This window comes from Duncaniella freteri (assembly GCF_004766125.1).
Classification (GTDB): Bacteria; Bacteroidota; Bacteroidia; order Bacteroidales; family Muribaculaceae; genus Duncaniella; species Duncaniella freteri.
The window spans coordinates 18,712-30,399 of sequence record NZ_SJSA01000004.1 but is presented as its reverse complement, the minus strand read 5'-3'; the positions used below and the strand labels follow the sequence as shown (position 1 = coordinate 30,399).

The following is an 11,688-nucleotide window of genomic DNA, read 5'->3' as shown; positions in this document are numbered from 1 at the left end:
GATGGGTGGCAGTGGCGACATAGCGGAATTTGATACGCTCTGCCTGCCGGCGCACTTGCATGGGACCACCGTCGCCGGTGAACAGCCTCATAAATTCCCGGAATGTTTTTGAACCGCCGAGACCACGGAGGACGGAGGCCTCATCAAGACTTGCGACAACAAACAATTCTGGATCCAACTTGCCGTCTCGGATACTTTCGTAGTTTGTGAGGTAGATACCATCGCCATCCATCTCTTCGGCACGTCTGATGAACTTTGGGGGGCGCTCCCAGCCGAGTATGTTTTTGGAGTCCTCTACGAACTCCTGACGGACTGAGAGAGGACAGACTATCAAGCCGCTCCCTTTGCCGACTTTAGAGAGGGTAAGTCTTACCGCCTCCAACTGTGTAACAGTCTTATGTAATCCGAAAGATGCGAAACAGGCACGTTTGCCACCCTCAACGAGCCATTTTACCATCAGTTTGTTGTGAGGTTTCAACTTGGGGTTGATTTCCTCTATCTTGACAGTAAAGCCGAACTCCTCGGATATTTTTATCTTGGATTTAAGAAACTCTTGATATTCCATAGTAAAGCAAGCGGCACCACCCGTTTGATTGAGTAGTGCCGCGTTTGAGTTGATGATGTGATTTAAGGGAGATTCTTATTTCCCTTTGTTACTCTTCTTTTTCGGATCTTCAAGTTGCTCGCAGATTGCAACCTTATGTCCGGCTCTTATGAGTTTGGGAAGATAGGTGTCGAGAGCATGATGAGGGAAACCGGCAAGTTTGTTGCCTTTTGCGGTGGTAAGCGTCAGTTTGAGAGTCTTAGCTGCTTTCTCGGCATCTTCATCAAAGCACTCATAGAAGTCATTGACACGGAAGAGAAGAATAGTACCGGGATGCTTGGCTTTCATCTCCTTGAATTGCTTTTGTATGTTCTTCCCTTTGGGATAGCGATTGTCTCTGCCTCAATCTTTGTCGAATCTACAACCGATTTGACAACCGATTCTTTAGGTTGAGGGAGCAACTTGCCGTCTATGCCATAACCAAGACCTTTCAGTTTCTCAGCATTTTTGGCGAGGTCTTTATCAAGTTTAACTCGATATTTGTCAATCATCTCTTTCCACTCTTTGGGCATCCATTCCTTCAGCACTTCTCCGGCGCAATACTGATAGAACCCATTGTGGGTTATATCAGCACTGGCAATTATCGTGCGGATAAACTCTCTTATCCACATTGACCAGTCTGCTCGATTCTGCTTGATTACGTCGATGAAAGAACGCTCAGACACCTTGCCCAAACCTTTATGCCCGTACCTTTTCAGCATATCAGATCCGCAGAGGGAGAATATTATACACTGAAATGCGAACATCTCTGCATCGCTCAACTCTCCTTTGCGCTTTGCCTCTGCGAGATTGCCGGCCATTGCTCGGGATTCGGCTGTGATTTTCTCGACAGCGATTTCCTTTATTCGGTTGCGCTGCTGTATGAGTTTCATCGCTTCTGCTGATTGAGTGGAGGTTGCCGGAGTTTTATCTTTGCCCTCATTTGCCTCAAGCATCTTGCCTTTTCCCTTGAAGTACCGCCACTGTGTCCCAAAGCTCACATTGTCGTATGTGAAGATTTTAAGACACTGATAGACATATCCCATCTCGATGTTACGGTCAAGTCTCTTGTCAGTGTAATGGCATTTGCCTTCAAATATCTCGTTAGCCTTGATTACCTCAAAGCCTGCCGCTCTAATCTTTTCATAGATGGCTTTCTTGAGTTCTTTCGTGGCTGGGCTGCACCATTCCTCATCATCTATTATGACAACGCTCCCGGTCTCAAGCGGTGAACCTTTCTTGATTACCGGGTGGTCAAAGCGATTTAACATATCTATGATGAACGCAGAGTGCTTGGCATAGAATTTATCCCGGTTGGTGCATTTCCCGGCATCTTCCGTCTTCATATCCCAAAATAAGCACCCATGATTGGCGGTGTTGAGTTGACACTCCGAACACTTACAACCACACCCTCCCTCATAATCTTCATCGGCTTGGTCATCGGTCTGATACCAGGGAGCCCCGTCGATAGACATAAAGAGAGATTTAGTGAAACTATCGGCGGTCTGTTTAGTGAATCCGCTGGAGTTGTTGGAGTAGGATGAATGATAACGACGCTGATGCTCATCATCGAGCTTGGCAATTATCATCGCCGCCGATATGCTCATTTTGTCATCTCTGACAGCAAGCATGAGTTCCGGGATGAGATTGTTGAGTTTGACGCGATCCTGAACAAATCTGATAGACTTGCCAAATCGAGCCGCTATTTCTTCAGCGGTCTTGCCTTTTTGGATAAGTTGACCAAAAGCAAAAGCCTCTTCAATGGGGTCAACATCTTTGCGCTGAAGATTTTCGGTTATCATCGCGTCAAATGCCTCTTCATCGTTCATTTCTCGCACAATAGCAGAGATTTCAGAGAAGCGGTCATATGTCTCTCCCTTAGGAGCCACACAATCCATTTCCCGCCACTTGTCAGATAGTTTGCAAAAGGCGCGGAAGCGGCGCTCTCCGCAGATGATTTCATACTCGGGTGGAAGTCGGCGTTGCCATCTACAACGGCAAACTGTTTTTTGTCTGCAATGGGTCTGACGGTGATAGGCTGGAGTAACCCCTGCTTCTCGATGTTGTCCGCCAACTCTTGCAACTCATCCTCGTCAAATGTTTTGCGAGGGTTCATCGGTGATGGAGACACCAATGAGAGTGGAATTTTTCTAATTTCCATAATTGGTTTTATTGGTTTGACTTTTAGTTTGTTATACTGTAAAGTTAGCCATTATTTACGAGATGAAAAAATATATTGGCCACCATTTTTACACCATTTTTCGCGGATAATGCCAAAGAACCCTCGTCGGGCACATTCTTCAAACATATCCATATCTTCCGGCTTGATTTCAGCCGGTGTCCAGCCGTTAAGCGTGGTATAATTGGGCAGATTAAAATGCTTGCGAATGGCGGCAATGGCTTCTTCATCGCGTGTGGTCCATCTAACTATCACTCGGACTGGTTCGGTATGAGTCATTTTCAAAAATGATTGAGGTTAGCATTTCTCGGAAGCGGTCAGTGATACGCTCTCCATATTTCCCTTTGAGTTGGTCAACATCAAGGTTGGTCGTGATTATGGTCATCCGTTGGGCGGCATAACGCTCACTGATGATGTCAATGATTGGAGTGTGCGGCATACCATAGACCATGACCTCTTTTGGCTCTTCTCCGAGGTCATCAATTATCATCATAGGCTCGGTGAACAATCTCCCATACTCATCATACTGCTCTTTGAATTTCTCACTTGCGGCACATAGCCGGCAAATGTTCTTTGCAGTATAGAGCGGCATCCTCTTGCGGTTGGAATACCCCAACTCACGCTCCGAGAGGTATCCTATTAGCCATGCGATAGCCCTTGCAAGGGTAGTCTTGCCGTTGCCACACAACCCGCACAACAACAGACCTGGTGTGCTATTCGGATTGATGAGCCATTTGGCAGCCGTGAAGATATGGGAGCGAGTGTCAGCATCTAAATTGAATGTACCGCCACGATACTGAACCTCTGCTTTCATGGCGGAATACAGCCCGTTGGCACAATCCTTTTCGGAAATTTCAAGGCTAAAACGTTCCCTTGAAACCCTTTCGGCTTGTAGCATTTGGCTCAGTGCCTCTACGTTCTGAAAGTTTATCTGCTTGCTTAGTTTCATTAGGGGTTATCCTTTCTTTTTGCCGTTTCTCATCATCAAGAATCCATGAGTTAGCCCTGCTGTCCCATCTTGTGATCCGGCGGTTGAATTTATCTCTCCAGTCAACGGCGTTGAAGTTGTCAAAGAACCGCCTGGCGGATTCTTCCCAATTCTCAAGACGCTTGTCTGCATCTTGGCTTAGGAAATATTGCAAGACATCATCAAGCGTCGGCGGTGTAGATGGTGGGTCTTTGGATGCTTTTGGCTTTCGCCTGCCGGCTTTCTTTTCCTCTTCTGCAAACAACGATATTTCCGGTTGGGGCTGTCCCACACTATCTCCGTTAGGAGATTTATTTGTTTTAGTTTTAGTTTTATTATATGCGGGCGTGTTAACGGGTGTGTTTGCGGTAGTGTTTACGGTAGCGTTAGCGGGCGTGTTAACGGTAGTTTTAACGGTATTTTTTACCTCCAAAAAATTCCCCCAAGGAAAAACCCAACAACCATCATCAGTCTTTTCCGGGAAACAATACATCGGTGCGCTCTCCCTCTTCTTGCCTTTCCTGAACTCGATTAAACCGCGCCCGCCGAGCTTGTCTCTGATAGCACGAAAGGTCTTTTCATTCATCGCCATCAGCGCGACTGCCCGTGAGTTGGAGAGGGGGAACGGATTTTGCCATCCTAACCTGTTGCATATATCCAGAAGTCTGAAATATACGCAAGCCTCCGAGGGAAGAAAATCCTTCATCTCAACCTCCTGCCAAAAGCGGTTAATCATTTCGATGTAGTTGATCATCGGTAAAGAGGATATTTATTAAGAGCTTCGTCGATATACTTTGTTGAATTGATTTGGAGATAGTCGCAAACAGCCTTGATAAATTCGATGAGTCCATGACACACTACATAGGTGCTACCATATTTCTCAACGAGAGCCTGCCACTCTATCTGGTGCGGTTTCTGGGTTCCGGCGCTGCTACCTTTCTTCTTTGGTACTTTCATCTCAAGGCAGAGGCTTGACTTGCCTCCTGACGGATAAAGCAGGATGAGGTCAGCAACGCCCTTGACTTGTCCCTCATATACCATTTGGGCACCGGCGCGGGCTCCACGCCATCCGCCGTTAGGCACTGCAAAAAGAAGATTGCCGACATGGGGAATGTCTGCCGGAACCAATTCACACATATATGCTGTATCTTGGATTCCGAATAACCCTGCTCACTTTTTATTATCTCTTGTTCTGTCATCGTTAGGGTGGTCTGTGTGCTTGTCGCACTCGTTCATAAGCCATATTATAGTCTTGCATCTTTCCAGATTTGAGTCTTTGTCATCAAACGTAGCCACAGCTTCCCAGTCGGGACCGAACAGCTTACCATCAGCCGCCCAATGCAAAATATGGACTTTGCCGGAGCGGTTGAGGAGTTTGAATCTCTTTTTCATATTCGGTCTTGGAACAGGTTCATTGTGATGTTGAGCATATCCTCTTCGATTTGGGTAGTGGTTCCCGTAACCTCGTTGGCAATGTCTTTCTTTGTCTGAATGACATTATACATATAGCGGTCAATGGTCTTGTCACCGAGGAAGTAGTAACAGTTGACAGCGTTCTTTTGTCCGTTGCGATGGGCGCGATCCTCTGCCTGCTCACAATCCGAATAGGTCCAGGGGAACTCGATAAACCCAACTCGGCTTGCAGCCGTAAGTGTTAGACCCGTTCCGCCGGACTTGTAGTTGAGGATTATGAGTTTGCACTCGGGGTCGTTCTGGAAGCGGTCAACTGCGTTCTGCTTGGCTTTGATGTCATCAGAACCCGTAACGGTTACTGCATCGGGGAACTCTTTTTTCAGAGCCTCCACAACCTCCTTCAGATATGCAAACATGATGAGTTTTTCCCCTCCGTCTATGACATCATGGATAAACTCGGAAACTGCTTTGATTTTACCTCTCGCCGCAATCTGTTTAAGTATGCCCATCTTTACCATCACTTGACCTCTCATGGCGCGTGCCACTCGGTCATCACTCGCATTCTTGTACTGACGGAGATATTTGATAACATCATTCTCTGCATCGTCATACTCCTTGCGGTTGGTAATGTCGCAAGTGATGTACTGGCGCATCTTGTCGGGCAACTGAGTAAGCACTTTAGCTTTCTCTCTACGAAAGAAACAGCACATCCAAAGGCGATAATTCAACTCTCGCAGATTGGAGGATTGTTTGGGTCCATCGCAGTAGCGGCCGACAAACTGCTTATAGCCGCCGAAGTCATCAAGCCTGCCGAGGATTTTGAGCTGCTGGATAAGGTCGGTATTATTATTGACAACAGGCGTACCCGTTAGAGCGAACACCCACTTTTTACCTTTGCAGATTCCCTCAACATACTTTGATTGCTGTGTCTTGCTTGATTTGCATTTATGGCTTTCATCTATGATGATGGACTTGAACAGTTTGATGCGTTCATCGAAGACTATGGAACGTAGAGTCATTCGTGCGTGGTCTTTGACATCACTCACAAAGAACTTTTTTAGGCTCTCATAATTTGTGATGAACACCGGGGCATAGGGGTCTCCATCACCACGCCTCAACTCATAAAAACGATGCCAACTATCGCGGTTTTTGTCATCGAGAATAACAGCGTTGATGCCGGCAAACTTTTTGAACTCACGCTGCCAGTTGACTTTGAGAGCAGCGGGGCAGATTACGAGTACAGGAAATGAATCCCCATAGACAGCGGCTTCCTTGTGAGCCTTGACTACTGAGCATATCGCCTGAAGAGTTTTACCCAAGCCGGGCTGGTCGCCAAAAATGCAACGCTTATGATCCAAGGCGTAGCGCACTCCCTCCAACTGATACTCGTATGGATTGAGGAGCATATAATGTTCGCCGGTGAAATTCTTCATCGGTGGAATCTCATATACTACATCGTGGGATTCGCTACGCCTTGAAATGTTAGTACAAAAGTGTTTGGCAACTGCCCATTGAGCGAAAGCCTCTACATACCACCGAGCATCACGCCCGGGAGGATAGCAGATACTTTCCTTTTTCACAATCCATTCTTTCTCTTGAGCATCCCATCGCGGGCCACTCGGCACACGCTTGATGGTTGTTACAAGTTCCTTGTTATACTCAAAGGAGAGGCGGAAAGTGTTGGGCGTTTCGGTAATATATATTGGTTTCATTCTTACGCTACATTTTCGGCAGGCTGTTCAACAGGGGGAGCGGCATCGGTCGGCTCGGCTCCGGCAAAGGGGTCATCGGGATCACCATCAAAGAGAGTTGCCTGAACAACCTCCCATTTGCGGTTTACGATGTACTCCTTGACCTCATAAATGAAAGCCTGCACCGCTAAGTCGAAGTCGTCGATGTGGCTCCACTCAAATGTCTCGGATTCCATCTCTACGCCGGGAGCGTTGAGATTAAGAACCCTTGATGTGATGAGGGTGCGCCGGCCTGTCATAGTGATGATGCGGTTGTTGTCATCACCGCCGATACTGAGACCCGTTACATCGAGTTTACGGAGGAGGTCAACATTCTCGGCACTTTCAAGGTCGCTCCAGTCGATGGTGTCTGCCTCCTTCTGTTCGGTAAGGTCGGCAAAGAATGGGACCAGAGCGGCAAGTGCCACTTTGAGGTCATTATGGCACTTGTTTTTACCCTTTAAAGTAATCTCGTTGCCGTCGGCATCAATATACGATGCCTCGACACAGCCGCCTTTGCTCAATTTGGCTTTTTTGATTTTGATTTCTTGGGTTTCCATTGTTTTGAAATTGTTAATAAAAAAGCCGGGCGGCCATTTCTGACCGTCCGACGTGTTATCTTATCCTATATTCAGATATGAACGCTTGATAGTTCCTATCTTCGGGAAGTGGGAGCATTATCCCAAATTCTGTTGCTGCGTCCGCCTTGACTTTTTCAAGATAGTTTGTCATCTGCAAGGTGTTGAGGTCGGTGGTACTGCCGGGAACCCGGTACCACCTTCTGCCAACGACTACATCACGGCTAAGATACTTGGCTTTATAATAATCATGAAAGTCCTCTTTGGGAGTCCCCGTTGCCTCTTCCATACACTTGTACCACATCCACATCAATGAGTTTTGCGATATGGTACGAGGTTGAGTCTTTCGTACTATCTTTACTGTGTATTCTCCGTTACGGAGTAGTGAACACATGAGGTCGAAATCCTTATCAATAGTCACTACTCCGTTGCGCTTAATGAGATTGGCTTCCATCAGTGCGGAAACGGCAAGTCATTCACACCCGGCGAGGATGGTGAACTGTATGGCCGCTGTGCAGGAGCCGTAACGGGCGCGGTTGCCGGTGCAGGTGATGGGGCATACTGTTGGGGTTGCTGAGGATAGGCAGGAGCGGCAGGCTGTTGAGGATAACCACTGGGCATAGGAGCGGCTTGATAGCCGGGAGCCTGCTGATATTGCGGTTGTTGAGGATAACCACTGGGCATAGGAGCGGCTTGATAGCCGGGAGCCTGCTGATATTGCGGTTGTTGAGGATAACTGCCGGGCATGGGTGCCGGGGCGGGCGCACTGGGCTGTTGAGCCTGATAAGGAGAAACCGACTGCCCACTGACGGTGTTGTAGATACGATTGTTATACTCTCGACCGCTCAGAAGTCCATCCACGTTCACACGCATACCGGGATAGATTCTGTCAAGTTGAGCCATCTTGTCGCCGGTGAACTCGATTGAAACGAAGTTAGTATAAAGTTTGCCATCCTTTTCCCAAGAGTCATCAATGATGAGTTCCCGTTTGCAGAACGGCTGACCGCCGGATCTGGACTCAATCTCAATCACCGGAGTAACCGAGTGAACCAGGGCGTTTGTTGCTGAAAATTTAATCATTGTCTTTGAGTTTTATTGTGAAACTGCCTTTTTGGCTTTTGATGAGGCATATTTCTTGTATAGTTCGGGATGATCCTTTTTGAATGTTTTGGTGTCAAAGGAGGTTGAAACGCTGTCGGCCCCGATTGTGGCACTGAATGAACCAAAATCAAAAGACTTCACTTTATGCTCCGTCATGGCGGCTCTCAATGCTGTTTTAGCCTCTTCAAGTTTCGCCTCTGCCTCCTTATATGTTTTCAGTAGTGATGTGAAATAATCCACAACATCGGGTGCTACTATCGGAGTTTGCTCTTTGACTTCGGCAGGGAGAGTTGAGCCGATGCCGAACACCGACTGATCGGGATGGAAATAGACAGGTCCATTATCGCTGAAAAAATAGGTGGTTTTAAGGAGTTCCAAAACCAACTCGGATGGTTTGCGCTCTATAACCCAGAACGCATCAGCATCGGCTTTCAGCCAGTTGCAAGCCAGCCCCTCCACCTTTAGTCCGGGGTTCTCTGCCTCAAATAACTCTGCGTAGATTGAGAGCTGCCAGGAGAGGTATTCTTTGAGGGCATCTTCACCGCTATTGAAATAGTTGGCGTTGTAGTAGCCGCAAAGCGGATAGAGTTTGATGTTGTTAGTCTTGGTATCGACAAGCCATATACCACCCGTTTTCTCGTACTGCCAAACATTGTCTATCTGCGAGGCGTAGCGCACATTGTCGGAAACAGTTAACTCGTTGGCAAGAGGTTTGAACCCGTTGAGGTGTCGGATATATGCCTCAAGTTCTGAACTCACATCCCACGTCTCATCAACATAGGAAATGTTATCACGCTCCCGGCATCCGTAGCGAGTGTGGACTATCTGAGTAGTCTGCTTGATACCGAGTTGGTCATAGGTCTGAATGGCATGGTGAACGGCGGTGCCGCGACTTCCGGCTCTTGGAATGATGAAATCTTTGACGTGCTCACTTGCATCGGGATATACACCCAATCCGAGGATTGAGTGTATAAGTCCCGTGATGCCGAGCAATCTCTTGCCGTCGAGTTGATAGCTGTGGCTATCCTCGTCGAAGATTACAGGGGATTGTTTGAACTGCATCATTTTGCGGAGGGATTTTTGATAGAGTTGATTTTTGCACACGCGGCTTTGTAGAAGTCAGTGCCATTGCTTGTCAACGCAGGAGATATTTGTGCCCATTTCTGCCAGCAAGCCTGAAATTCTGCCTCAGTGGTGGTTGCGTTCATTTCCTGAATGGCTTGGTTGAGCTGTGCGCCGGTGAACGCCATCGCTGAGGTGCCTTGACTTTGCTGAGGATGTTGGTTCTGATTGGCATCTTCTCTTGTGGATGCCTCATACTTGCTCTCATTATGCCCTGACGCTTTGGGACCATACCAGATATTGCCTCCGATTCCGAGCGGCTTCATAGCGATTGAGAGTGCATCGGTAAGAGCCATCTTGTAGCCCTCATCATTCACATAAGCACCCTTGCTCTCCATTGATACGATGGCAGAACCTCCACTGCCGGGTATAGGCTCACTCCACTCTTTTGTTTCGGGATCGCGGACGAAGAGATTGACAACGCAGAAACACTTGACCTCGTTTCCGTAGGTCTCAGTCCACTGCTTTACAATTTCGTATTTCCAGCCGAATCCGATAGGACCGAAAATCTCGGTCATTCTCTTCATGCGCCACATCGGATTCACATCGGACATCCCTTTGAGTCGGCCTGCTCTGATTGGTTTGAGCGCGTCTGCCGGAACCTCGCATCCTTGCGAGTAGAAGCGGAGGTTGTTTTCGATGATTGCCTTAGCCTCTGCCTCGGTTTTCATCTGAGCATCGTTGACCTCTTGGTCTTGCTCAACTTTTGGTTGTTTTTCCTTTGCCATATAGGTAGGTTTTTATTGGTTTGACTTTTAATATCATTGTTTCTGATATACAGTAAAGTTAGTCATTTTTAACGAGTTACGCAAACGCATTGCCCGCCATTTTTACGCCTTAACATTTACTGACATTTGACTCCGAGACGAGGAGCATAGAAGCTGAAATTCTTACGCTCAACATCGGCATCTTGGGGATACCAGGTGGCTTGTGCCGCCCATTCATAAAAGCACTCCTTACAATACCAATGATTAAGGACTGCAATGTAGACCCCTTTATCAGAGGGGAGGTATGGTCTGCCGCACCAATCGCAGATGCAGATGTCGGAGCCGACAGCATTCATCAGCTCACCAGCGGTACATTCTATAAGGAGAAACTTGCCGCGTGTTATTTGTTTAGCTATCTTCTCTGATGTATTTAAGAATTGTGTTTGACAATGAGATTACTTTCCGGCACATATCCTCATCGAACATTCCTATGTGAGTTTGCTCTATCGGGAGTCCGAAAGCAACGGACAAGACCTCATAAGCGGCAGTGCGTGGGAGATAGCCGTCTTTCCAGATGGGGTCAAAAGCCTCGTGAGCCTGATGTTTCAGTTGTCGCAGTTCTTTGTTTGCGACTCTGCCGAGTGCTTTGTCCGAGTTCTTATGACAGCCGACCCATGCCCCACACGGTTTGCAGAGATAGCACTTGGTGCCGTATGATCGCCCGTAGATTTCCGTGTCGTCAACGAGTTTCGTTGGAGAACCACAATACGGGCAACTCCAGCCGAGAAGAACAATCGGGTCATCTTTGAGATTCATTCTTAATATGGTTTGCGACCTCGGCAAATGCCTGGGCGAATTGGTCCACGTTCTCTGCATGGAGGAAGATACGCTGCCTTTTCTTTTTGCCTGGCGATTTGTCGGTAGGTATTTCCGAAATGGAAATATACGGCTGACCTTTGCGGTCGTTGTGCGCGTCGATGTAATAGACGCGAGTTCCGGCGCTGATGCGCTTGGAGATTGTTGGCTTATCCATTTTGATGATGTGTTTTGATGATGTAGTTGAGAGAGCAGGAGTCGAACCTGCTTGTAGGCTATTTAGCGGCCGCGATTATTCACCTACGCCCGGTTCAACCCGGGGGACACTCACCAAATGTCAGTCTCTCATGTGAAAAAACCGGACTATCTTCACAGACCATCCGGCGTTAATGATATTATTCTAATTTGGGGTGTGGCCGGTATGGGAATCGAACCCATGAGGGCCGATGGCTCCATCGGTTATTTCGCTCCTCACGCCTCCAACACGTGAGC

At 47.6% G+C, this 11,688-nt stretch carries 17 protein-coding genes and 1 pseudogene; all 18 read right to left on the bottom strand.

Translation table 11 applies throughout. The features are described 5' to 3' along the window. A partial coding sequence (locus tag EZ315_RS16035) for a DEAD/DEAH box helicase family protein (RefSeq protein ID WP_458692938.1) occupies positions 1-565 on the bottom strand: 565 nt, incomplete at its 3' end. 87 nt (positions 566-652) lie between these two features. Then, positions 653-892 (bottom strand): annotated as a pseudogene (locus EZ315_RS16030) (MutS N-terminal domain-containing protein); the annotation flags it as partial. Then, entirely contained in the window at positions 889-2,412 is a 1,524-nt protein-coding gene (locus tag EZ315_RS16025; protein ID WP_135472942.1) for a ParB/RepB/Spo0J family partition protein, read from the bottom strand. The gene EZ315_RS16025 and the pseudogene EZ315_RS16030, both read right to left, overlap by 4 nt. Then, positions 2,409-2,744 carry a ParB/RepB/Spo0J family partition protein gene (locus EZ315_RS16020; RefSeq protein WP_135472941.1) on the bottom strand — a complete coding sequence of 112 codons (336 nt, stop codon included), beginning with the start codon at positions 2,742-2,744 and terminating at the stop codon, positions 2,409-2,411. The genes EZ315_RS16025 and EZ315_RS16020 overlap by 4 nt, the downstream gene beginning before the upstream one ends. A 51-nt stretch (positions 2,745-2,795) precedes the next feature. Beyond that, positions 2,796-3,041 carry a hypothetical protein gene (locus tag EZ315_RS16015; protein WP_175577980.1) on the bottom strand — a complete coding sequence of 82 codons (246 nt, stop codon included), beginning with the start codon at positions 3,039-3,041 and terminating at the stop codon, positions 2,796-2,798. Further along, a complete protein-coding gene (locus EZ315_RS16010) occupies positions 3,007-3,660 on the bottom strand; it encodes a P-loop NTPase family protein (protein ID WP_170957537.1) in 654 nt (217 codons plus the stop codon). The genes EZ315_RS16015 and EZ315_RS16010 overlap by 35 nt, the downstream gene beginning before the upstream one ends. Continuing rightward, the gene (locus tag EZ315_RS16005) at positions 3,623-4,465 is read right to left on the bottom strand and encodes a hypothetical protein (RefSeq protein ID WP_137070943.1); all 843 of its coding nucleotides are present in this window, start codon (positions 4,463-4,465) and stop codon (positions 3,623-3,625) included. The genes EZ315_RS16010 and EZ315_RS16005 overlap by 38 nt, the downstream gene beginning before the upstream one ends. A gap of 14 nt (positions 4,466-4,479) precedes the next feature. Continuing rightward, positions 4,480-4,866 (bottom strand): VRR-NUC domain-containing protein, encoded by a 387-nt coding sequence (locus EZ315_RS16000; RefSeq protein ID WP_242452642.1) that lies wholly within the window; start codon positions 4,864-4,866, stop codon positions 4,480-4,482. Between the two features lie 33 nt (positions 4,867-4,899). After that, positions 4,900-5,121 carry a hypothetical protein gene (locus tag EZ315_RS15995; RefSeq protein ID WP_135472296.1) on the bottom strand — a complete coding sequence of 74 codons (222 nt, stop codon included), beginning with the start codon at positions 5,119-5,121 and terminating at the stop codon, positions 4,900-4,902. After that, the gene (locus EZ315_RS15990) at positions 5,118-6,854 is read right to left on the bottom strand and encodes a DEAD/DEAH box helicase (protein WP_135472295.1); all 1,737 of its coding nucleotides are present in this window, start codon (positions 6,852-6,854) and stop codon (positions 5,118-5,120) included. The genes EZ315_RS15995 and EZ315_RS15990 overlap by 4 nt, the downstream gene beginning before the upstream one ends. A 2-nt stretch (positions 6,855-6,856) precedes the next feature. Beyond that, entirely contained in the window at positions 6,857-7,432 is a 576-nt protein-coding gene (locus tag EZ315_RS15985; protein ID WP_135472294.1) for a hypothetical protein, read from the bottom strand. Positions 7,433-7,487: 55 nt separating this feature from the next. Then, the gene (locus EZ315_RS15980) at positions 7,488-7,904 is read right to left on the bottom strand and encodes a NinB/YbcN family protein (RefSeq protein ID WP_135472293.1); all 417 of its coding nucleotides are present in this window, start codon (positions 7,902-7,904) and stop codon (positions 7,488-7,490) included. Next, a complete protein-coding gene (locus EZ315_RS15975) occupies positions 7,904-8,530 on the bottom strand; it encodes a DUF3127 domain-containing protein (RefSeq protein ID WP_135472292.1) in 627 nt (208 codons plus the stop codon). Before EZ315_RS15975 ends, EZ315_RS15980 begins: the two co-directional genes overlap by 1 nt. A gap of 12 nt (positions 8,531-8,542) precedes the next feature. Then, positions 8,543-9,616 carry a hypothetical protein gene (locus tag EZ315_RS15970; RefSeq protein WP_135472940.1) on the bottom strand — a complete coding sequence of 358 codons (1,074 nt, stop codon included), beginning with the start codon at positions 9,614-9,616 and terminating at the stop codon, positions 8,543-8,545. Further along, the gene (locus EZ315_RS15965) at positions 9,613-10,401 is read right to left on the bottom strand and encodes a hypothetical protein (RefSeq protein ID WP_135472290.1); all 789 of its coding nucleotides are present in this window, start codon (positions 10,399-10,401) and stop codon (positions 9,613-9,615) included. Before EZ315_RS15965 ends, EZ315_RS15970 begins: the two co-directional genes overlap by 4 nt. A 116-nt stretch (positions 10,402-10,517) precedes the next feature. Next, positions 10,518-10,736, bottom strand: a complete 219-nt coding sequence (locus EZ315_RS15960; protein WP_135472289.1) for a hypothetical protein — start codon at positions 10,734-10,736, stop codon at positions 10,518-10,520. Positions 10,737-10,788: 52 nt separating this feature from the next. Further along, positions 10,789-11,196 carry a zinc-finger-containing protein gene (locus EZ315_RS15955; protein ID WP_135472288.1) on the bottom strand — a complete coding sequence of 136 codons (408 nt, stop codon included), beginning with the start codon at positions 11,194-11,196 and terminating at the stop codon, positions 10,789-10,791. Continuing rightward, complete coding sequence (locus EZ315_RS15950; protein ID WP_135472287.1) at positions 11,180-11,413, bottom strand: DUF3276 family protein; 234 nt, start codon at positions 11,411-11,413, stop codon at positions 11,180-11,182. Before EZ315_RS15950 ends, EZ315_RS15955 begins: the two co-directional genes overlap by 17 nt. Positions 11,414-11,688 lie beyond the last annotated feature (275 nt).